The sequence below is a fragment of the Pseudobacter sp. genome, assembly GCF_051955275.1.
Lineage (GTDB): Bacteria > Bacteroidota > Bacteroidia > Chitinophagales > Chitinophagaceae > Pseudobacter.
In genome coordinates, this window is sequence record NZ_JBQCGW010000322.1 from 1 (window position 1) to 20,302 (window position 20,302).

A 20,302-nucleotide genomic window follows, 5' to 3' on the forward strand; every position below is an offset into this window, starting at 1 on the left:
AAATTTCATTCAATAAGAGAGTATTGAAAAAGTGTGTCAGTAAAAAGTTTAAATGACTCCGCGCATGTAGGAAAGCCGCCTACACATATAGCTTAATTGATATATTCTTCATAAATTAGCTACGTCAGCAGAAATAGCTAATTGTGAACATTTTAGAAATCAACAAACAGTTTCCAAGCGAAGAAGCTTGTGTTATATATTTAAAAGATTTACGTCTCCAGAAAGGTATTCTTTGTAAGAATTGTAATCAACAAACCAAACACTGGTGGTTAGACAAAGTAGAGAAATTTCAGTGTTCTCAATGTGATCCCAGAACGAATTTAAAGTCTGGAACTATGATGTATAAAAGTAAAGTCCCTTTACATACGTATGCCTACGGCTAAGTACACCTTTGTCTGGAAGATTATTTTCCGTATAAGTGCGGGAGAAGTTCATGAACTTTATTGACCGGATGGTCAGCGATTTTATGCAGCACTTCTTTGAGCCAGGTGTAAGGTTCAATGCCATGCATTTTACAAGTACCGAGTAAAGAATAGAGCATGCCGCTACGTTCGGCAGCTTCATGGCTTCCGGCAAACAAATAATTCCTTCTATCGAGTGCCACTGGTCGGATACTGTTCTCCACCGCGTTATTGTCTATGTTTAACCTGCTATCCATTACGTATATCGATAGCCGTTCCAGCGTTGCAGGCTATAGGCGATGGCTTTGCCAATCTCACTTTTCGGTGATACCTGCAGATATTTTTGCTGTAGCCATAAGCCTAGGTCCCGCAGGGCCGGAACTTATTTTTGCTGGCGCATTTCTTTAAGCTCTGCAAAGTTCAGCTGATTCTCTTTGCAGATCCGTTCAATGATATAGAGTTTCTTGATCTCTTCCAACGCATAATTGGCGCGCTGTTCATCATTGTCCAGTGCTTCATGGAACTTACGGCGGGCATAGGCCATGCAATGTAACAGGGTGATGCCTTCTGCCACAGCAAAATCTTCATACGCTGCATACCCATCGGTCTGAAGGTAGCCCTTAAAGTTATTGAGCATTTCTTTCGGCCCCTGCCACGGCCTTCCCGGTAATCAAACAAGACCAGTTTACTTAAACTGTCCTGGTAGTTATGGTAAGTGGGATAATCGCTCATCCCACTTCCACTTCAGAACCGGGCATAAAAGTTTCCCTTTACCCGGCTCCTCAGTTAATTAGCTTCTTTCATAAGCACCTCTTTGCGTCGGTATATTTCATCGTGGCAATAGTTGTGAACAGCCTTTACATTTTCGCTTGTTTCAGTTCCCCTCTTTTGAAGAGATACAGGATGGTATATTTCTATAATATCATTTGGCATGAACATATGCATACAGTGGTCAGATTTTCCGTTTTGCCTTTTTAACGCTCTCGATTTGCTACGGGGAAGTGATGGGCTTTTTCCCTGTCTCGTACTCCAATAGGTAATATCACCATCGAAGGGAGATCGGTTGCCTTTCACTTTTATGTGCCTTATTATCTTTTTGTCTGTATGCCAGTTAAGCCGGTAACCTCCCTTTGTACAGAACTTCCAGTTCTTCCAGTATTTAGCAACCACTCTTCTTCTTGACGTTTTTGGATGTTTCTTTATTGCCCAACGGTATAGTTTCCAAAACATGAGTTGATCCATTTTTGAATACGTTTCCTTTGAGCAAACACTGCTAAAGTAATTTGACCAGCCACTGATTTTGGGATTCAGTTCTTTGATCAACGTTTCCTGATCGCAGTGTTTTCTTGATCGAGTAACTTCTTTTAATGTCAATTTGTGCTTATCGATGGATTCCGGCTTGGGGAGATAATAGTCTTAATGCCGTTTGCATTCTTGATCGTTTTATGCTGCCTTACGGTAAAGCCTAAGAAGTCAAAACCTGGTTTGTATCCTTCATGTTTATTAAAGGAGTGTTTAATACTGGTTTTTGCATCGTTGATCTCCTGACCAATTTCACTAAGCCAGTCGCGGGCAATAGATTCCGCTTGCTGTAGCGCCACCAAATCTGGATGGAATATTAGAAAGTCGTCAGCATATCTTACCACAATCGGCTTCCATTTCATCTTCTTACCATTTGGCATTGTCTTTCTATCCACGAAGGAATTTGTGATAGCAGTTTCCATACCATGTAGAGCGATTTTAGCTAAGAGTGGGGATATAATTGAGCCTTGTGGCGCTCCCTCTTTACTTGGAAAGAGCGTATCGCCATCTAATACTCCTGCCCTTAACCAGTCTTTGATTGCCCGTTTGATGCGGCAATCAGTTTTGATCTTGTTAAGTAAGGCTGCGTGGTCGATTTTATCAAAACATGCTTTAATGTCTGCATTGAAAACAAATTTGGGCATTCTTCCAACACCTGTAAATATTGCTTCGACTGCATCATGTGCTGATCTTCCGGATCTGAAGCCATAGCTGTTTCCTTCAAAACGTGCTTCCCATTCAGGTTCAAGCTTTACAAGGGCTTGTCTCGCTCTATCCCGGAGGCTAGGGATACCAAGCGGTCGCTTTTCCTGTTTCCCGGATTTAGGTATCCAGATTCGGCGTACTGCTTTTGCTTCTTCATTTACCCGGAAATCATTAACCATTATCATCCTGCGTTCTACAGTGAGATTTTTTACACCATCAATTCCAGCTGTTCTTTTACCACGATTGTCTTGGGTTACCTTTCTAACTGCAATTGCTTTTGCTTGCCATGACGACACCATTAGCTTTTGCAGTCTTCTTACCTTAACGGTATCGTTTTGCAAAGAGGCTTGATAAATACGCTTTTGAAGCTTAAACACATTCTTTTGGATTTGCTTCCATGGGATTGGGTTCCATTCATACATCGGTTGATCCGTGTTCCTAACATGTTTACTTCTACTGGTGTCCTTATCTTCTAATTAACCGCGGGCAAGTCTGCATATCCCTTGGCTTTCCCAAAGGCTTTGGCTTTTTGCCCGATCCTTCTTTTATCAGCATACGGTTGACTAACCTGCTTCTTGGAAGAGCATGATAAAAGTTACCTCGTTCCCAATTTCCGTTTTACGTAGCCTTAGGATTGTGCTTACCGCCGGAACCATTAAGAGTGATTGATAATGGCTGGATCAACCATTATCCTTTAGTTCAACTTGATCCACTTAGTTCGTATAAGATCTCCATTCTTGACGACAGTTCAGATACACATTCACTTTAGTTATCCATAGCTACCCGCTTGCAGGAGTTTGTTCTTCCGAACTTGAACATTACCCGCTTTATATCCTCGTTTCTACCTGCAGGGAAGTCATGCCTGCAAATACAGGATATTGCATTCTATTCAATCACCGGAATGACAGGAGTTGTTACAAGTAACGCACCTGTTCGAAAATTGAGTTATAACTCTTTTAAAAAGAGTTACCGTCTTTCCCGTTTTTATTAAAAAAAACGGTTCCAAGAACGAACGAGTCACACGACCCAGTAAAACCTGCGATGGGGCTCACCTTTTTTGTCTTTGTCCATCACTTTGATCGGGGGCTCATCGGCGTGAAGGTAACCGCTTTGTAGGACAACTGTCTTCAGCGCTTCAACCAACGGCGTTATCAGTTGACAGGTACCACTTACCCAATCTGTAATGGTAGAATAGGGAAGCATCAGCCCGGTTCTTTCAAAGCGTTGCATCTGGCGACACAGCGGCAAGTGGTCGACATACTTGTCGATGACGATCTGTGCCAGCAGTCCTTCACCAGCCATCGCTTTCGGTAAAGGACGGGAAGACAACTGACCGATCACCACACCTTCGCCACCGGGCTTTGCATATTTGGGGCGACGATATTGCTTTACATACAGTTCTCCGGGTTCATACTCCAACACCTCCGTGACCTCTTCCTGGATCTTTTTACAACCACTGGTATCCTCTGCAGGCTCGATTAGGAACACTTCCCGACGCAGACTTTCCGGCAACTTCATACGACCAGGGTGGATCAGTGGTTCCGGGGTGATCACCACTGTTTGACGTTTGTAGGTGATCTGTTGGGTATTGACCACTGTAGAAGCCGCTACAGGAGCAGCGTTCAGGTCAAAGGCTAATTGCGGATGCGAAGGATCAGCGGGAACAAAACGTTCCTGCCTGGAGCCGAAGATCATTTTCTGCAACTGCAACAGTTGTTGTTCCAGGGCAATGATGCGTACCTGGCTTTGTTCGTAGAGTGTTTTATAATCTGTTGCAGTGGACATCACGATTAAGATGCCCAATAATCAGCCATGCCAATAATTTTCTTTTCAACGGCTAACAGACTTTTGTTGATATCTTTTGCGATAGCGGACTGTTTGCAAAGAAATGTCCTGCAAGATGAAGTGAAGTTGATCGCTGGTGAGGACCTGGCTTTTGGCATCCAGGTCAAAGGCCGGCACTTCAAAAGCGCCCTGCTCCAATCGGCGGTAGAAGATCGTGAAGCCGCCGTGTTCATAGACCAGCAGCTTCAGACGGGTGCGGGTGCGATTGATGAAGATAAACGCATCCCCTTGCGTTACCTGACGGCCCAGTTCGTTGCTTGATGCCTTTCACTTCTGCAAACAAGGCGGTTGCAGTCGGCTGTTCAATTTGCAGATTACTGAAGCCTGCAACAACCGATTGACCTGCGATATCCTCCTGGCTATACCGCTTCTTCCAGCGGCGAAAATTGCCGGTTGCAATATTTTGCTCAACACAGAACGCTTGTATGCTCAGGCCACTTTCCTCATGAGCTTTTAGCAAATCGAGGATGGTTGTTTTGCTGCGAAAAAGGCGGGGATCAGAAGAGCGATTTCTTTCCATGGCTTTTGCTTTCGAAAGTAATCAGCGTATGCGTATTGGAAAAGACGTACTTGGCCGTTTGCTTACGACTTACTTAAGTATGGCTTTAAAGAAGTACTGGGTATGTGGCTGGGCCAGAATGAGTCTGCTGCCTATTGGATGACTGTATTGATTGATATGAACGCTCGGGGCATGGAGGGATATCCTAATCACCGCTACCGATAACCTCAATAGCTTCACGCAAACGATCTGGATTGTATTCCCTCAATTAGCTATCCAAATTTGTGTTGTCCATCATTATTATTAATTGCACAATTAAGTATGTTTTTTATCCCGATTTCGAAAAGCAATAACTAAATATTAAACGAGCTTTACAATGATAATTGAAAAATGAAAAATCTCTCATCGAAAATTTTCAGAAACTATTTTTAATCCCTATCAAAGTACAGAAATAATTGTACGCACAACAACAAAAAGTATTCGGTACTTAGGAATAAAAACGTTTAAAGGAAAATAAAACATTTAAGAATTTACTTCTTTTTTTTATTATCTAAATGCCTATCTATAAATAATTGATGCTGATTGATAAAAATGCTTAAATATTATCAGAATGAAGCGTTTCACAATACAAACTGTGGCAATCATAATTGCAATTTCTTTATCATCATTTTCGCATACAAAGTCTCTTTCAAAACATAAAAAGAAGTATTTTGAAGGAACATGGTTTAAATATGTTGGCCCTTGTTTTCCTGGAACAGCAAGTTTAACAGATATTAGAAACCCAATAAACTATGTTAAAGCCACGATTCCAGATGTCTTGCTATGCGATGATCTAAATTATTTATGTGCTATTCATGCAATAGAGAACAGTAACACAAATAGACCATTTATAAGAATAATTGATCAGATTTATACAGACTTGGCTAGCTATTATTCAAGTCCAAGCACCAATTTCGCCGGAATAATCGAAAAGACAGAATGTTCAGATTGAACATAGTAGCTGAATTTAAAATCTCATGTTCTAAAGTGGCACTTCAAATAATTGTAAACTTTCAGAATTAAGATGAGAGTTCAATATCCACTATAAAATCTATACCGATCTCACAAATTTCTGGAACCTTACACAAAAAGAAGTCTATCAATTCTTGAATTATTCTTTTATATTAAAAACAGCAATATGTCAGCCCAAATTGTTATGTCTAAGCAACACTCAAAAATATATGCCAGGGCTTTAGTAATAGAAATTATTTCAGGACTGCTTATCATACTTTTTATGTACACAGGAATCATGAAACTTCGAGATCATTTTAATTTTACAGCTGCCCTTAACGCATCTCCGCTTTTAAAAAACTTTGCATCCCTTTTATCTTATGGAATCCCGATTTCTGAAATTATTATCTCAGTGATGTTATTTATACCAAAGGCAAGAAAGTTTGGTTTATATAGTGCAACAGTTTTTATGATAATGTTTACTCTATACGTTGCATATATGATAGTCTTTATTCCCAATAAACCTTGTAGTTGTGGAGGTGTCTTAAAATATTTAAGTTGGCCTCAACACCTTCTTTTCAATATCTGTTTTACATTTTTGGCAGCAACTGGAATTCTTCTAAATAGAAAATCTACCTTCAAAAGAGCTCTATCAAAATCATCAATTAGTTAAGTTAGAGATTAAGTAGCCATTAATTCTTAGGATTAGGTACAATTAGATAACGAAAACTATCGAACGGATTTTAAGATAGAACAGTATTATTTTCGGACGAAATTATAAAGTATTTGCAAATAAATATCACAAGACTATGTGGCTAATTCAATATATCAAATCCCTGTTAAGTCTTTTGTCATTAAGAGGGCTGTAAGATTCACATCTATAATTAAACAATTGTAGGTCTCCAATTTATATTTTGTAAACTAAGAAATATCAAATTTTCTAATTCGGTCTGCGCAATATCGATAGAAATGGGTGTTCATTCCCAAACAAATGAACAAAGGGGATGCTGAAAACCTTAACCCAAAAGAGTAAGCAAAATCTTATCATTAAACTTTAAATTTTATGAAAAAGCATTTGTTCGGCCTTCTGGCTATTGTATGTGCAATTACAAGTGTTGCCTTTACAACTGTAACTTTGCCTAACTGTGAGGCACCCAAAAAATGGTTTAAATATGTTGGTACACCATTTATTAGTCAAGCATCAACTCCTAGCGTTACTTTAGCGCATCTCCGTACTCCTTCTAATTATGTTGAATTGGATGCTACTGAGCTTGATCAAATAGCAAATTGCGAAAGCACTGTTTACCTTTGTGCAATATGTGCAGTTCCAGATGGATCTGGATTGCCAATTATTGATCAAACCACAAATGGGTTAGCAATTTACAATGGACTGGCTACATATTTTAACAATGCTGTGAACACAACAAGCATTATTGAAAAGCCTTCACTTTAATGTGGTGAATAAGAATTGGAGAGCCCGATAATGGCCCTCCAATTCCTTTTGGTTAAAATCCTGCTTTTGTAAACAATCTTTGACTTACTTTCCAACTACGGAGTAAAATAGCAGTTCTTTACTTGCAACTTTTAACCTATAGTTGTTTTGATATAAAACTTGTTTAATCTCCTCAAGATTTTTCTTTTCTACTAAATACAAAGGCAATTGAAGAATCATTTTATCATTGGTCTCATCAAAAATTATTGGTGTATTCCCAAAAATATTATTAAACATTGTAATAAAGCTACTGCTTTCAGTTATTTTAATATTACTAGAGTTTATTTTTTTACTTTCTACATTTTCTCTTACTTCATTTGCTCTCTTTTCATTTTCAGACAAAAGTTGCAAAGTAAACCCAATCACATTTTTTTTATTCAGACTACCTGTTAAATTGAATTGCTTATTAAGCTCATTAAGAACATCAAAGTAAAATTCAAGCTTCTCAATTTCTTTAGGCTTAGAATATTCAAATGTATAAGAATGTTTGCTTCTCCATTCGTTTTCATATTCATCTTCGGGCTTATAATATAGTGTAGAATCAGGCGCAAAAATTTGAAAATTGATAGGCACAAATTTAGATGGCGAAATCATACCCGAAAGCTCCGATAGAATGCTATTATAAATCTCAGGAATCGAGCAATTCACTGCATAAAACCTTAAAGAGTTTCCGCTACTATCAATACCTAAAGCAGTCTGCACATTCGCTAAATACCTTGTCATTGTAGAATACCCTGAACCAAGAGCAGATGCTTTAGGCTGCGCGGGATTAATAGTAAAAATAGCTTCTTCGGTATCAAGAAATATTTTTCTTTTATCTTGCCAATTAGGCAAGTTTCCTTCCAATATTTTATCAATTTCTTTCTTATTCACATACTCAGAACTTGTAATGGCAAGTATCTTGCTCTTATTACTGATCCAAACTTCTGTTGGAACACCTGAAATGCCTAACCGTTTGTACCATAACGTATCGATAGCAGTCGGTAATTTAACATTGCGTAAATGAGGATTAGTATTCCAAAAAGCCCGAATATCATCCTTGGTTTTATTGGTCAAAGATTTAACGGGTACAACAGGGATTATTCTAACTCTACCTTTATATTGATTTTGAAGGGAGTCCAAGCTTGACATGTTTGTTATACAAGCACTGCATGTTTTTGACCAAAAGCTTAAGATAATAAGTTCACTATTTTCTAAAGGTTCACTTATTTTTTCTCCGTTTACATTGATAACATCACCAAGCCTAAAATTGTCAATTACATCACCAGGATTTAAATTTGCATATTGGGATTGGGCAATTTTGCTACTGAGCAATAATAAAAACAGTAATTTTCGCTTACTACTTTTTTTAATTCTTAAGAACATTAATAATGCTCTCTGAAAATAAATTATTTGAAAGTTGCTCATTATGTATTTTTTAGAATAGATATTATGGTAGCACAATTAAGGGTTCTGCGTTATTCCTGTTTTTGCAATTACATAGTATGGAATCTGGAATGCATATTTTGTACTATTGGGATGCAAAACAATTTCTTGGTCATTAATTAACCTTTTAGGAGAAATAGCCCTCTGTGGATCTCCTCTCAATCTTCTTAAATCACTCCATCTTGTACCCCTAAACAACAACTCCTTCCTTCTTTCATTTAATACTATTGTCAACAATTCTTCTTCGTCTGTAGTAGCAACTGGAATAAATTGGTTTGGCAGCCACCTGGTTTCCAATAAACTATTCAAGGCAGCTAGAGATTCGGCAAGTTGGCCTTTTCTAGCATGACACTCAGCTTTGATAAGAAAAATTTCGTCCGCTGCAATACCAGTGAATAAATTTCCTCCCCCAAATAAGCCTCCGCCACTATAATCACCTTTAAAAGCCATTGTCCCATCCCAGTTTGTTTGAAATAAAACTTTTTTTCTTAAATCCTTTTCATCATATAACAAAATTAAGGTAGAGTCAACTTTTGCATAAGTACTACTTAGAATTTCAGTCTGAGGGGACTTGGCATAAAAGATAACCTCTTTATTAAAAATGGGTAAGGGATTGTCCGAATTTGCATCAAGAGAATTGTAGGAGATTAAGCTATCATGAAGAAGCAACGTCTTATCAGCATAAAAAAGTGAACTATCATATTCTCCCATTACCAGATATGTTCGAGCAAGCAACGCATAGGAACTAGCTTTACTTGGCCGGGTAAATACTCTTGATTTAAGTGGAAGTAAATTACTTGCTACATGTAAATCCTGTATAATTTGTTCAAATGTTTCTTTTACACTTGAACGAGAGGTTGTTCCACTAAAATCCGATGATAACCTTAGAGGGATTCCTAAATCTTTAGCAGAAGAACTTTTATTAAAGGGTTGTGAAAATATTTCAGCAATCGATGCAAAATAAAAAGCACGAAAAAAATGAGCACTACCCTTTACATTATTAAATTGTGATTGTTCCTCAGAAGTAAACTTAATATTCTCTATTTCATCTAAAACGGTGTTACAATAAAGAATAGGTTTATATGGCCACTCAGTAACTTCAACACCCAAATCAGCCTTTTCCCATAAATAAACTTTCCTTTCTAAATCAAACGATAAACCATTAAAATCTGTCGTAGTTATATAGTAATCATCACTTGCTATGCCTGGAATTTTGGGGCAAAATTGGTTCATCACTCTATTATCATCAAGAAAAGATTGCATATCAGCAATTTTCTCCAAAGTTGATAGTGTTTCATCAGGCTTTTGGTCCAAATATTTTTTACAAGATCCTAAAAGAGTAATCGCTAATACTGCCCACACCCACACAGATCGCCAGTTGTTATTTCCTTCGTATTTCATTTTGCAGTGTTTATAATTAAGTGGATAAATTTTCCCTTCTTTATTCAATGATGAAATCAAAATGCATTTAAACAACCGATCCTTCGCATAATTTCTTTAGAAGATTCCAGTAATAAAAATTTAAATCTATTTTAAGATCATGAACTTGTGATAAACTATTTAAACTTTCTAATTGACCACTTTTTGTATTATGCGTACTGTCATTCTGATTTCTTTCTTTGGTTTTTATAATAACCTCCTCGGTTTCACCATCGACTTTAACTCTTATTTCATTAAACTGTTTTAGCGTTTCTTTACTGATAATACAGTAAGGATCGCATATATAAGATTTGTTTGCTTTAAATTTGATCATGGCTATACTGCATTACATTTTATAATTTTCTATAGGCAACATTAAAGATTCTCATTTTATTACTAAGAGACTCACTTTTCAGGCCCGGTAACAAAATTCGTTTAGAAGACAATAATTTAATTGGCACTTTCAATAATCTTCTCAATTCCTCCATTAAGTAATTGAAATCTTTACCAAACACTTGCACATTTAAAATGTAGCAGAAATTCCGAACGAAAAAGCCTTAGGAGGCTTGAAGCCGTTGGGAAATTCTGGGTCTGTACCTTCCGAATTAGCCTTCCATAACAATGCGTTAAGATTACTCATATAAGAATAAATTTGTAAACTTTGAAATGGAAGTTTCGAGTATACGCTCTTATTAAAAACATATCCTATTCGTATATCTTCTAGCCTAACATGATCCCCCATGTTAACAACGACACTTGACTGATTATATATTGCATCACGTGAAAAGTTTGCTGGATAAACGAGAGACGGAACATTGGTTTTAAGTTCATCACCTGGTTTTTGCCAACGCTTTACATACTCATTATGAACTTCATATCGACTAAAAAGAGAAGAGTAATTAAGCGCTGGCCGCATAAAATAATAACCTAAGCGGTAAGTTAGATTGGCAGAAATCGTGAAGCCTTTAAAATGAAAAGTGTTAAGTAAGTTCCCGAAAAATTTAGGCAGATTGGGGCCATGATAATCTAGGTCTGTTGTCGTAGTGTATCTTAAGACACTGTCATAATCTTTGACAAGTTTACCTCCCACCACTCCCATTGGATTACCATTCTCTGGATCCAATCCACCCCATTTTCTAGTAATTAAAACATATGGATTGTATCCTTCGATTGCAGTTAATGTACCATCGGTTATAATGACGTTTGTTGGCAGCTCAAGTAAATATTTTGTTACTTTATAATTGACGAAGCTAAAAGAAAATGAAGATTGCCATTGAAATAGACGGCTCGATACATTTGTAGAATTTATTGATAAATCAAGCCCATTACCTTTCATATCTGCCGAGTTTGCAGGCATACTTACAACACCTGTTGTTGGATCGAGACTAGTTTGGTAAATGACATCAGTTGATTTTTTTAAATAATATTCAATACTACCATTAACTTTGTTGCCTTTTAACGAAAAATCAAGACCCATATTTAATGTCCCGACCCTTTCCCATTTCAAATTGGGATTAGGTGGAGTTTGAAGTGAAGCACTTGGTAAGTTTGTAAGAGGGTTGGTATATGCAGGTTCATATGTAACAATGGTTAGAGCAGTAACTGAAGGATCTATGTTACCACTATATCCATAAGTTACTCTAAATTTCAGATTAGGCACTGCATCGACTTTCCAAAACTTCTCATCAGAAATTTTCCAACTTGCTCCAGCTGACCAGAAGGGCCTCCCTTTTTCATTAGTTTTTAATCCAAATATGTTTGATGCATCCTTCCTGGCGCTTGCAGAAATTGTATACTTACCGTCCAAGGTATAAGAAGCGTTAGCAAACCATGAAACAAAACGATTGTTTGTTTGAGTAAAAGGCCGATTTGGAGAAACTGGTATTTGACTTGTCCCTCTAGGAAGAACTGGATAATATGTTACGTAGTCCACATTTGAAGAACTTAGATAATCAGTAACACCATAATATCTCTGGGCATTTGAAGTGTTTTTTGATTGCCGAGTTTCCCCTCCTGCAATTGAGGTAATTTGGTGTCTATCATTGATATTATAGTTAAAATTCAACTGATATCTAAAATCAGACGCTTCTAAAATTGAATTATTAAGATCAAGAATGCCCCCTATTGGAATTGGATTCCTTTTCAAAGGATCATTTACACTTAAGTTAGTAAATCTATTGATTAAATCGCGAGTGTAAAATGATTCGATACTTTGAAAATTTCTATTGGAATTATTTGTTCTTAAAAATTGATATGTCGCTTCAGCGGTTAAGTACTTAGTCAATGAATATCGAAAATTAAAATTCCCTATAATAGTGTGCGTATTATCAGTTTTATCATTGTTTTCAAGTTCATCTAGCGGGCGAAATTTCCAATCCATAAGTTGACCTTTACCAGCTGTATCAATATACCCGTTTCTGTATCTCGTACTTATGGGAAGGTGATTTCCAGTTTCATCAGATAATTGAACATATGAAGGCAATGACCTATTGTTAATGTTATATATACTGTTTCTATAAATGCCTGGATTATTGTAATTCGAATTTGATTTAGTATAACCTAAAGTTAACTGCAGCAATAAACTTTTTGTAGGTTGAAATGAGCTACCTGTTCTTATTGTAATTCGATTTACATCATTTCCTCTTAAATTTGAAATATTCTTATCATAGCCTGTTGAAAAATAATATGTCATATTCTTGCTTCCACCGCTAACATTCACAGAATATTGCTGATTTAGCTGATTTCTATATAATGAACGCGTAAAATTATTTCTATTATCGATTTTCCTTAATGAATCAAGTTTTGCATCCGCTATTGCTTGAGAAATAGTATTGTTCCGCTTCCTCAATAATATTTCAACCGCTGGTGTAAGAGCTGGCCTCCTATTATTATTGATTTCAGCGTTGTAAAACCCTTTATCAAATAAAAAAATTTCAAGATCAACAAAGTCTGAAGTAGGTATAAAAGGCAAGCTAAACAAATCTGGTTCGTTAGAGAAAGTAATATTTGTGTTGATTGAAACATTACTTTTTTGGTTAAATTTTCCTTTTTTTGTTGTTATAACAATAACTCCATTTCCCGCTCTTGCTCCCCATATACTTGCCGCAGCAGCATCGCGTAGAATTGTTATATCTTGAACATCATTTGGATTAATATCATACAAAGAACCTTCATAAGGTAAATTATCAATTACAATAAGTGGTTGTGAAACTTCTGGTTTAGTGGAAAGAGTGTATAATCCCCTGATCATTAACTTAGTCATATTGGGATTCCTCTTATCGAAGAGTAACCCAGGTGTAATACCATCCAATCGACTTATGATATCACTTCCTACCTTTCTATTAAAAAGTTCATTATCAATCTTAACAAATGACCCGGTTGCACGCTCTTTAGGAAGTGTTTCTAAACCGGTATTAACTATAACCTCTTTCATTTGCTGAGCCTCAATAATGAGAAGAATAGAGATTTTTGAACTTCCAGCTACTCGAACAATTTTTGGTATATAGCCAACAGAACTAACTAATAGAGTTGCATTTGACTTCACTTTATTTAACACAAAGCTACCATCAATAATGCTTGCCGTTACTTGGTCACTTCCTTTAACAACGATGGTTGCACCAGATACAGCTTCATTCTTTTCATTTAAAATTTTCCCTTGAATATTAATCAATGAATCTGGCAAATTACTATCACTATCAAGAGCAATTGATTGTTTCTTTGAAACGACAATACGGTTGTCATTTATGTAATATGTAAATGGAAGTCCGGCCAAACATTTATCTAGGACTTCTTTAATTTTGGCATTTACAACCGATATAGAAATGTGTTTTGAATGCAAATCGGAAGAAGGGTATATAAAATCATAATTTGTTTGTTTCTCAATTTCTTTGAACACCGTAGACAACGGGGCTGATTTAAAAGAAAGCGTGATTCCCTGGCTATAGGCATTCGCGGCGGTTTGATTCAGTAGCACCCAAATGAAGAGCAAGAGTAAAGTTGTTTTTTTCATAGCCTTCTTAATTTGGAAAGTTGACCGACAAACCCGCCCGCGCGGAGCTATGCCGAATAAAGTTGTTTTTAGTTTTGGTTTTGCAGTTTTTTGTAGAAAGTCCACTACGGTCAGGTTTAGGTTAATTAGTAAGGGGCTACCTGCTGCCTATTCAGCCTGCCGTGTCTCCTGCAGTAAGTTGGGAGCTCGGACAGACCGAATAGACAACCGGTACCTTTCACTGGTTCTTCAGGATGGTTGTTTCGGGCCGAAATGTCTTGAAATATATAGACTCGCAGATAAGCGAACCAATTCAATCGATCTTTGCTGCTGGGTGTCAACAATATGATTGCATTACGCAAGAGAGGCAAGCGCAATCGGATAGAATAAGATGAAATGGTTGCTGGTAAGAATGCATTTATTAATGCAGGAGATGATGTGAGGAGGTGTGCGAATTGTATTCGCTTTGCTACCGTGCCTTCGCTCAAAGCTTTCAAGGATACTTCACATGTCTACACTAAAAAGATCTTAACCAAATGATATATATCGAAATAATTGTTGTTTTAAGGAAAGAGGAAGTATGCAATCTCTCCCTCTTCTTCCAGTTGAACCTGGTTTTCAATAGAATTAATGGAAAATAACTTTTTAAAGGACCAGGATGTAGACACATCCTGGATTAAATTGGGAATAACTATTCGTTCAATTCGTTACAATAGGTGTTAATGATCACGCAAATTATTTCTTCTTAATGATCACTTCTTTGCCCGATACCTCGATGTCCACATCACAGCTTTCTTCGATGGCCTGGAACACACTGTTGGCAGTATTGCTTCGCGTCATCATAGCTGTTACTCGCTTGCCTTTCAGATCCGTTTCATACACCACCTTGAAATCATACCAGCGCGCAAGAATCTGGATTGCCTGGCTAAGGGGCATATTTTCAAAGTAAAACTTGTTTCTCACCCAGCTGGTAACCGCATAGGTATCTGCGTTACTCACTGTTGTGATCTTACCTTCCTCTGATACGTTGGCTTGCTGGCCCGGTTTCAGAAGGGTGGCCTGCCCGTTCTTTGAAACCTGTACAGCGCCTTCTACAAGGGTTGTTGTGTTAATGGAAGGATTGTCGCTATAGGTATTTACATTGAAACTTGTTCCGAGTACTTTTATATCTACTCCATTGGCAGATACGATAAATGGCTGTTCCTGGTTCTTCACCACATCGATAAAGGCTTCCCCACTCAACTCTATCTTGCGCTCCTTCCCGGTGAACCTGTTCGGGAATTTCAGCCGCGTGGCGCTGTTCAACCAGATCTTCGTTCCATCAGCCAGCACCAGTTTATAATTACTGCCATTGGGTATCGAAATCTCATTGATCATCACTTCTTCATTCGCACCACTCCCTTTGTACACCAGCTCATCTGCTGTTTTGGTAATGGCACTGCTTCCCTGCATGGCTACAACTCCGTTTTTGGCAGTATCGAGGATCAATTGCTCACCGCTTGCCAGGATGAGCAGTGCCTTATTACCTGTTGGTGGATAAAGTATAGTGTCAGCTATCTGCGAACTATTATCTTTCTTTGCCAGTTTCTCATGCTTCGTGTTAAAGAAGAAGAGATAAGCACATACGAGTAAGGTTACCAACACAGCCGCAGCTGCCATTCTCTTCAACATCACAAACACGCCGCTTTTCTTTTCTTCCTGTCCCGAGAGACTCAGGAATCTTTTATATTCTTCAGCAGTGTTGATTGCTTCTTTTACTGATATTCCTTTTTCTAAATAATCAGGATCCAGCAATTTCTTTTCTATATGCTCTTTCAAGCCGGCATACTTTTTTTCGTACTGCTCCAACTCCATAGTTTCCTCAGGAGTGATCTCTTGCTTCCGGATCTTCTGAACAAGCTCAGCAATCCTATCTACAATAGCTTCAAAACTCATTAGTGATTGTTTACTATTCTATCTCCCGGCACGTTAAAAAAAATACTGCTTTAGTATATAACCGGCGTTAATAAAAAAATGCCCAAAAAATAATAGAAAAATAATTGACTATTTTATTAACGTTCGTTAGCAATACCAGGGAGATAAAAAATGAGGGAATAAATTATAAACTGAAGGAAAGGAATATGAAAAAGAGGATGGAAATAATATCCTTATTTAAGGAACTTTTCAGCGGAGAGGTCCTCAGCTTGATAACTGCATTATTGAACTGGTTTCGTATGGTCTTTACCGAGAGGTCCATCAGCCCGGCCAGCTCATTGTTATCTTTATCCTTGAATACACGCGCATAGAATATTTTGCGCGCCTGGGGAGGTAAATTTCCTATTTCATCGAAGATCTTATTAAAGACCGCCGCATCCAGCAATGCCAGGTCAAATTCAGGCTGGTCAACAGTTTCCTTTAACTGAACCTTCATCTTTGTTTGCGTGTTCTCGGACTTCCAGTAATCGAAACAACGGTTCCTGGTAGCTACCCGCAGGTAAGCACGCAGGTTCTCAAAAGTCTGGAACATCACCTTGCCACGTTGCAAAGTCTCAAATAACTTCAGGAAGACATCCATTACGATATCCTCCGCGTCTTTTCTGGCAACATCATCATTGTTGCCTTTTCCATCTATTACGGTATAAGCATAAAAAACAAGATCGTTGTGGAAATGATTAAATACCACCTCGAACGCTTTTTTATCGCCCGTGCAAAGGGCAGCTAACAGTTCAGAATTTTGATCGTTGCAATCCAACCGCATGAGCGAGCCTTTAATTTTTGCCAATTCGGTTTTTCATCGGCGGTATTTACCGGCAAGGATCAGGTTTAATTTAAGGTTTGATATTGTTGAAAGGATACTGGTATATATTACCCGGAACGAAAAGTACAACATAAATCAATCCCTTGCATCAATATTCAGCTACAAAAACAGTTGCATATAAAATGGCTTGTCTACTATTCTTTAATTCATATAAAAATAGTGCCAAGTGAAACAAATCATGATTTTGCTTCATTCATCTGCATCACAGACAGATCAAATGAACTTTCATTGAAGATAAAGTATAATGCCAGTTAAGAACCTGGCGGGAAGAACTCCGCATAGGAGTTGAAGTGCTAATGGAAATGAACACCTATGCTTAGCATAGTTTAATGATTGATGTAAATTACAATATTATTATATACAGAAAAAATATTATTCAGCACAGCAAATGCACAAATCTTTCTTCCTCTATCCACTCATTGAACATATTCAACTATGAATACCTCAAATCAATCCCGAACTCCTTCTTCAACAACTGGCTCACTTCCTCCTCCGTTTCTATCTCCACCTCTATCTCCCCCTTCCCATACGTGATCATGAACGTATTCCCTACTAAGCTTTTCTTCCCATTGATCGTTGGCATCATCGCCATACGCCCCTGCTTGAACCTGCTATTGGGATGTGTTTGGTGATACTTGCACATCTGCTCGAACTCTTTTAATTTTCGTGGCGTCTGCGTAAATATGTATAAAGGTTTGGCCGTGTAATTCTGCACCTTGCACAGAATGATATCATCCAGCTCTCCCAGTTTCATCCGGTACTGGCCGTTCTCATCTTCCAGGTTCACATCAAAGTCCAGCTCCAGCGGACCGAACGCACATTCTCCCCAGCCTACATCCACCAGGTAGAGCAGGCGGTTGACCAATACCATCACCACCATATGATCGTATTCCGGACCGAAGGTGTTCCGCTCATAATTGTAAGACCGGGCCGAAGCCATCTCCGTCTCATAGCCCAGTTTGTCCAGCAACTGGTAGAACAAACTGTTCAGTTCATAACAGAACCCACCCCTTTTACGCCGCACGATCTTCTCGAACTGCGCTGTCGGGTCCATATAAATGGGAATATTACGATAGATATCCAGGTTCTCAAACGGAACAGACAGCAACTGAGCACGCATCAGCGCTTTCAGGTTGCCCAGTGTCGGCTCAATACCGCCGTCATATCCGATCCTTGCGAGATACGCATTTACGTCCATCATGCCAGTAATATAATAGCTTTTTGTATTGTAATACGTAGAAAAATCCCGCATGCAAGATTTTACTACAAGGTTGTTTAACCAACCAAATAGCAGAACTGAACAAGATCAAACAGCTTGTTCCGGAATATGGAAGAACAGAAAATTATTTCTTAACGGAAGTGGAATCTTTAGCCGGCTTCTTGCCCCAGGTCATGCGGTTCACGATCTCCGCAATCACGGTATCGAATTTCACCAGCTGGTCCTGCGTGCAGAGCGCGCGCACTTTCTCAAAGTGGTGGATAGTGATCAGGTCGAGCTGACGCTGATAAGTGGATATTTCATTGCCGCGGAGGTCCAGCAGGCTGTCGTTCTGCGCGCCATGCGGTACTTTGAGCAGGTCGAAGAAACGTTTTTTGGTACTGCGGATGGAGTCCAGCACCGGCTTTTGCTCCGCTACCAGGGTATCGCGCAATTTCCAGTAGATTGTTTCCTGGTCGGGGGTAAGACTGAGCTCGTTCACCATGAACTGCCCCATGCGCTTTTCGCGGTCTGCAGCGGTAGGAGGCGGAGGCGTTGACGGTTTATCGCGCAGCCAGTAAAAAGAGAGGGTGAGGATGTTGGTTACAAGAAGAATGACCACTAGCCAGGTGAGCCTTTTCTGATTCGGGTTCTTGTTCATGGTTCATTCGGGGTTTCGTCATACACCGGGTAGGTGTCAATGGAAGAGTAATCGGCCACTACAAAGGGAGCGGAAGTTTCAGGCGCTGAGGAGAGGCTGGGCTGCTGCACCATCTTCATAATGGTGGTGAAGTTGAGCAATAACACAATCACCGCCAGTCCCAGGGAGAGGGACGGCCTGGTAAGGAGCTTACCGATCCAGCCCAGGGGGGCGGTTTCTGCCTCCTGTTCCATCCTGGCCCGGAGCCTGGTATAAAAGAACTCCGGCGCCGCGGCCCGCTTCATGCCCTGGAGGCTGTCCAGGATCCCGTCTTGTTCTTTATGGTTCATCTCAGGTGACATACTGATGTGTTTTTCAAAACTATGTAGTTTGACGTTATTATTATACAAAACCTGCGACTATTTCCTTTTCTGACCGCCCTGCCCCTCCAGCAGCTTGCGAAGGTTCTGGCGGGCCCTGAACAGCAGGGATTCCACCGCTGAAACGCTCAATTCCATCACCTGAGCGATCTCCTGGTAGCTCAGTTCTTCGGTTTTCAGTAAAATAAATGCTGTTTTCTGGTTCTCGGGCAGCTGATCGATCAGCCTGAAAAGGATGGCGGCCTGCTCTTTCTGGTCCAGCGCCACCCCGGGATGGTGAAAATTCACGGGGTCGTGGAGCACCTCATTGTCGGGCCCGAACAGGCTGGTCACAAAGGCAAAGCGTTTTTTCCGCTTGCGGCTCCGGATAAGGTCAAGGCTCTTGGTCACCGTGATCCGGTAGATCCAGGTGCTCAAGCGGCTGTCTCCCTTAAACTGGTCGATCGAACGGTAAACCTGGATGAACACCTCCTGGGCCACATCCTCCGCATCGGAAGCGTCGTGCACCATGCTGAGGGCCGTGTTGAACACCATATCCTGGCAGTCGTCAACCACCTGTTTAAAAGCCAGCTCATCGCCGTTCCGTAGACGTTGTATCAGTTCCTGTTCTGTCAAGCAAACGGCCGTTTAGATTTAGGGCTACAACTTACGAAAACCTTCTGGTATCCCAACAACGTACCGGTAACACAATAAATTTTATCCAACAAGGAAGGTGTTTTGCAGATGAAATAGAGGCGTTCGCCACAATTTGTCAAATAAAATAAAAAAATAGTGGGAGGAGTAGTCCTAAATTCTTTGTTGTGTGTCTATATATAATTCCACAACCCTATTGCCATGCAAACATTTTTTTTCGTAAAAGAACAGGGGCGTTATGTACGCGTTGACTTTGCTTCCATCCTCTTCATCGAGGCAAGGAGTAATTATGTGCAGATCGTTACCCCAACACGTGTGTTTATGTGCCTGGTGAGTATGCGCCAGATCGAGAAATTATTACCGGCCGAAGGCTTCTGCCGTGTTCACCGCTCTTATATCGTTGGGATCTCCAATATTCAGAGCTTCGACAAAGAGAGGATCTATATGGAGGAACGCATGATTCCCATCGGCGACCGTTACAGAAGTGCCTTGCACCGCTCCGTTACCATGGTGCGATGCAAGAACACTGAAAGTATGTTGCTGGATGAGGAAAATTCGATGGTCCTGATGGAAGAAGAGGAAGATTAA

The 20,302-nt window shown here is 39.3% G+C and carries 21 protein-coding genes and 2 pseudogenes; 6 read left to right on the forward strand and 17 right to left on the reverse strand.

The genetic code is table 11. From position 1 onward, the window contains the following. The first annotated feature begins 143 nt into the window (after nucleotides 1-143). Complete coding sequence (locus tag ACTHMC_RS28855; protein WP_440418548.1) at nucleotides 144-383, forward strand: transposase; 240 nt, start codon at nucleotides 144-146, stop codon at nucleotides 381-383. Nucleotides 384-403: 20 nt separating this feature from the next. Here the strand turns inward: ACTHMC_RS28855 and ACTHMC_RS28860 are convergent, their stop codons facing one another. The 7 genes and pseudogenes from ACTHMC_RS28860 to tnpA form a co-directional block, all read right to left on the reverse strand. Next, nucleotides 404-682, reverse strand: coding sequence for a transposase domain-containing protein (locus tag ACTHMC_RS28860; protein WP_440418609.1), 279 nt, complete (start codon nucleotides 680-682; stop codon nucleotides 404-406). Between the two features lie 101 nt (nucleotides 683-783). Further along, nucleotides 784-1,056: pseudogene (locus ACTHMC_RS28865) on the reverse strand (IS66 family transposase); the annotation flags it as partial. A 131-nt stretch (nucleotides 1,057-1,187) separates the two neighbouring features. Next, a complete protein-coding gene (locus tag ACTHMC_RS28870; protein ID WP_440418549.1) occupies nucleotides 1,188-1,775 on the reverse strand; it encodes a group II intron maturase-specific domain-containing protein in 588 nt (195 codons plus the stop codon). Continuing rightward, nucleotides 1,772-2,830 carry a reverse transcriptase domain-containing protein gene (locus ACTHMC_RS28875; protein ID WP_440418550.1) on the reverse strand — a complete coding sequence of 353 codons (1,059 nt, stop codon included), beginning with the start codon at nucleotides 2,828-2,830 and terminating at the stop codon, nucleotides 1,772-1,774. The genes ACTHMC_RS28870 and ACTHMC_RS28875 overlap by 4 nt, the downstream gene beginning before the upstream one ends. Nucleotides 2,831-3,425: 595 nt before the next feature. After that, complete coding sequence (locus ACTHMC_RS28880) at nucleotides 3,426-4,193, reverse strand: transposase (protein WP_440418551.1); 768 nt, start codon at nucleotides 4,191-4,193, stop codon at nucleotides 3,426-3,428. Nucleotides 4,194-4,238: 45 nt separating this feature from the next. Then, nucleotides 4,239-4,502, reverse strand: a complete 264-nt coding sequence (gene tnpB, locus ACTHMC_RS28885) for an IS66 family insertion sequence element accessory protein TnpB (protein ID WP_440418610.1) — start codon at nucleotides 4,500-4,502, stop codon at nucleotides 4,239-4,241. After that, entirely contained in the window at nucleotides 4,423-4,773 is a 351-nt protein-coding gene (gene tnpA, locus ACTHMC_RS28890) for an IS66 family insertion sequence element accessory protein TnpA (RefSeq protein WP_440418552.1), read from the reverse strand. The genes tnpB and tnpA overlap by 80 nt, the downstream gene beginning before the upstream one ends. A gap of 78 nt (nucleotides 4,774-4,851) precedes the next feature. On the opposite strand from tnpA, the pseudogene ACTHMC_RS28895 reads away from it, so the two are divergent. The 4 genes and pseudogenes from ACTHMC_RS28895 to ACTHMC_RS28910 form a co-directional block, all read left to right on the forward strand. Then, a pseudogene (locus tag ACTHMC_RS28895) lies at nucleotides 4,852-4,977 on the forward strand (transposase); the annotation flags it as partial. A gap of 385 nt (nucleotides 4,978-5,362) precedes the next feature. After that, nucleotides 5,363-5,743 (forward strand): hypothetical protein, encoded by a 381-nt coding sequence (locus ACTHMC_RS28900; protein ID WP_440418553.1) that lies wholly within the window; start codon nucleotides 5,363-5,365, stop codon nucleotides 5,741-5,743. 186 nt (nucleotides 5,744-5,929) lie between these two features. Then, nucleotides 5,930-6,415, forward strand: a complete 486-nt coding sequence (locus ACTHMC_RS28905) for a MauE/DoxX family redox-associated membrane protein (protein WP_440418554.1) — start codon at nucleotides 5,930-5,932, stop codon at nucleotides 6,413-6,415. A 390-nt stretch (nucleotides 6,416-6,805) separates the two neighbouring features. Then, nucleotides 6,806-7,195, forward strand: coding sequence for a hypothetical protein (locus ACTHMC_RS28910; protein ID WP_440418555.1), 390 nt, complete (start codon nucleotides 6,806-6,808; stop codon nucleotides 7,193-7,195). Between the two features lie 84 nt (nucleotides 7,196-7,279). Here ACTHMC_RS28910 and ACTHMC_RS28915 read toward each other — a convergent pair whose 3' ends face one another. The 10 genes from ACTHMC_RS28915 to ACTHMC_RS28960 all read right to left on the reverse strand — a co-directional run bounded on the left by ACTHMC_RS28915 (nucleotide 7,280) and on the right by ACTHMC_RS28960 (nucleotide 19,696). Beyond that, the gene (locus ACTHMC_RS28915) at nucleotides 7,280-8,641 is read right to left on the reverse strand and encodes a TlpA family protein disulfide reductase (protein WP_440418556.1); all 1,362 of its coding nucleotides are present in this window, start codon (nucleotides 8,639-8,641) and stop codon (nucleotides 7,280-7,282) included. Nucleotides 8,642-8,677: 36 nt separating this feature from the next. Beyond that, the gene (locus tag ACTHMC_RS28920; protein ID WP_440418557.1) at nucleotides 8,678-10,060 is read right to left on the reverse strand and encodes a RagB/SusD family nutrient uptake outer membrane protein; all 1,383 of its coding nucleotides are present in this window, start codon (nucleotides 10,058-10,060) and stop codon (nucleotides 8,678-8,680) included. A 67-nt stretch (nucleotides 10,061-10,127) separates the two neighbouring features. Then, nucleotides 10,128-10,412 (reverse strand): hypothetical protein, encoded by a 285-nt coding sequence (locus ACTHMC_RS28925; RefSeq protein WP_440418558.1) that lies wholly within the window; start codon nucleotides 10,410-10,412, stop codon nucleotides 10,128-10,130. Between the two features lie 189 nt (nucleotides 10,413-10,601). After that, nucleotides 10,602-14,087, reverse strand: a complete 3,486-nt coding sequence (locus tag ACTHMC_RS28930; protein WP_440418559.1) for a SusC/RagA family TonB-linked outer membrane protein — start codon at nucleotides 14,085-14,087, stop codon at nucleotides 10,602-10,604. 714 nt (nucleotides 14,088-14,801) lie between these two features. Next, entirely contained in the window at nucleotides 14,802-16,001 is a 1,200-nt protein-coding gene (locus ACTHMC_RS28935) for a FecR family protein (protein ID WP_440418560.1), read from the reverse strand. 163 nt (nucleotides 16,002-16,164) lie between these two features. Beyond that, a complete protein-coding gene (locus ACTHMC_RS28940) occupies nucleotides 16,165-16,803 on the reverse strand; it encodes an RNA polymerase sigma factor (protein ID WP_440418561.1) in 639 nt (212 codons plus the stop codon). A 493-nt stretch (nucleotides 16,804-17,296) separates the two neighbouring features. After that, the gene (locus tag ACTHMC_RS28945) at nucleotides 17,297-18,115 is read right to left on the reverse strand and encodes an arylamine N-acetyltransferase family protein (protein ID WP_440418562.1); all 819 of its coding nucleotides are present in this window, start codon (nucleotides 18,113-18,115) and stop codon (nucleotides 17,297-17,299) included. Nucleotides 18,116-18,206: 91 nt separating this feature from the next. Beyond that, entirely contained in the window at nucleotides 18,207-18,722 is a 516-nt protein-coding gene (locus ACTHMC_RS28950; RefSeq protein ID WP_440418563.1) for a hypothetical protein, read from the reverse strand. Further along, nucleotides 18,719-19,063: a hypothetical protein gene (locus tag ACTHMC_RS28955; protein ID WP_440418564.1), complete on the reverse strand. Its 345-nt coding sequence runs from the start codon at nucleotides 19,061-19,063 to the stop codon at nucleotides 18,719-18,721. Before ACTHMC_RS28955 ends, ACTHMC_RS28950 begins: the two co-directional genes overlap by 4 nt. A gap of 57 nt (nucleotides 19,064-19,120) precedes the next feature. Beyond that, a complete protein-coding gene (locus tag ACTHMC_RS28960; protein ID WP_440418565.1) occupies nucleotides 19,121-19,696 on the reverse strand; it encodes an RNA polymerase sigma factor in 576 nt (191 codons plus the stop codon). 219 nt (nucleotides 19,697-19,915) lie between these two features. Between ACTHMC_RS28960 and ACTHMC_RS28965 the strand changes: the two genes are divergently transcribed. Beyond that, nucleotides 19,916-20,302 (forward strand): LytR/AlgR family response regulator transcription factor, encoded by a 387-nt coding sequence (locus tag ACTHMC_RS28965; protein WP_440418566.1) that lies wholly within the window; start codon nucleotides 19,916-19,918, stop codon nucleotides 20,300-20,302.

Bases quoted from the DNA above. Each gene is read 5' to 3' on its own strand.
- ACTHMC_RS28900 (WP_440418553.1), top strand. From the start codon at position 5,363: ATGAAGCGTTTCACAATACAAACTGTGGCAATCATAATTGCAATTTCT.
- ACTHMC_RS28950 (WP_440418563.1), bottom strand. From the start codon at position 18,722: ATGAACAAGAACCCGAATCAGAAAAGGCTCACCTGGCTAGTGGTCATT.
- ACTHMC_RS28925 (WP_440418558.1), bottom strand. From the start codon at position 10,412: ATGATCAAATTTAAAGCAAACAAATCTTATATATGCGATCCTTACTGT.
- ACTHMC_RS28920 (WP_440418557.1), bottom strand. From the start codon at position 10,060: ATGAAATACGAAGGAAATAACAACTGGCGATCTGTGTGGGTGTGGGCA.
- ACTHMC_RS28910 (WP_440418555.1), top strand. From the start codon at position 6,806: ATGAAAAAGCATTTGTTCGGCCTTCTGGCTATTGTATGTGCAATTACA.
- ACTHMC_RS28965 (WP_440418566.1), top strand. From the start codon at position 19,916: ATGCAAACATTTTTTTTCGTAAAAGAACAGGGGCGTTATGTACGCGTT.
- ACTHMC_RS28880 (WP_440418551.1), bottom strand. From the start codon at position 4,193: ATGTCCACTGCAACAGATTATAAAACACTCTACGAACAAAGCCAGGTA.
- ACTHMC_RS28945 (WP_440418562.1), bottom strand. From the start codon at position 18,115: ATGCGGGATTTTTCTACGTATTACAATACAAAAAGCTATTATATTACT.
- ACTHMC_RS28935 (WP_440418560.1), bottom strand. From the start codon at position 16,001: ATGAGTTTTGAAGCTATTGTAGATAGGATTGCTGAGCTTGTTCAGAAG.
- ACTHMC_RS28875 (WP_440418550.1), bottom strand. From the start codon at position 2,830: ATGTATGAATGGAACCCAATCCCATGGAAGCAAATCCAAAAGAATGTG.
- ACTHMC_RS28940 (WP_440418561.1), bottom strand. From the start codon at position 16,803: ATGCGGTTGGATTGCAACGATCAAAATTCTGAACTGTTAGCTGCCCTT.
- tnpA (WP_440418552.1), bottom strand. From the start codon at position 4,773: ATGGAAAGAAATCGCTCTTCTGATCCCCGCCTTTTTCGCAGCAAAACA.
- ACTHMC_RS28955 (WP_440418564.1), bottom strand. From the start codon at position 19,063: ATGTCACCTGAGATGAACCATAAAGAACAAGACGGGATCCTGGACAGC.
- ACTHMC_RS28905 (WP_440418554.1), top strand. From the start codon at position 5,930: ATGTCAGCCCAAATTGTTATGTCTAAGCAACACTCAAAAATATATGCC.
- ACTHMC_RS28915 (WP_440418556.1), bottom strand. From the start codon at position 8,641: ATGAGCAACTTTCAAATAATTTATTTTCAGAGAGCATTATTAATGTTC.
- ACTHMC_RS28930 (WP_440418559.1), bottom strand. From the start codon at position 14,087: ATGAAAAAAACAACTTTACTCTTGCTCTTCATTTGGGTGCTACTGAAT.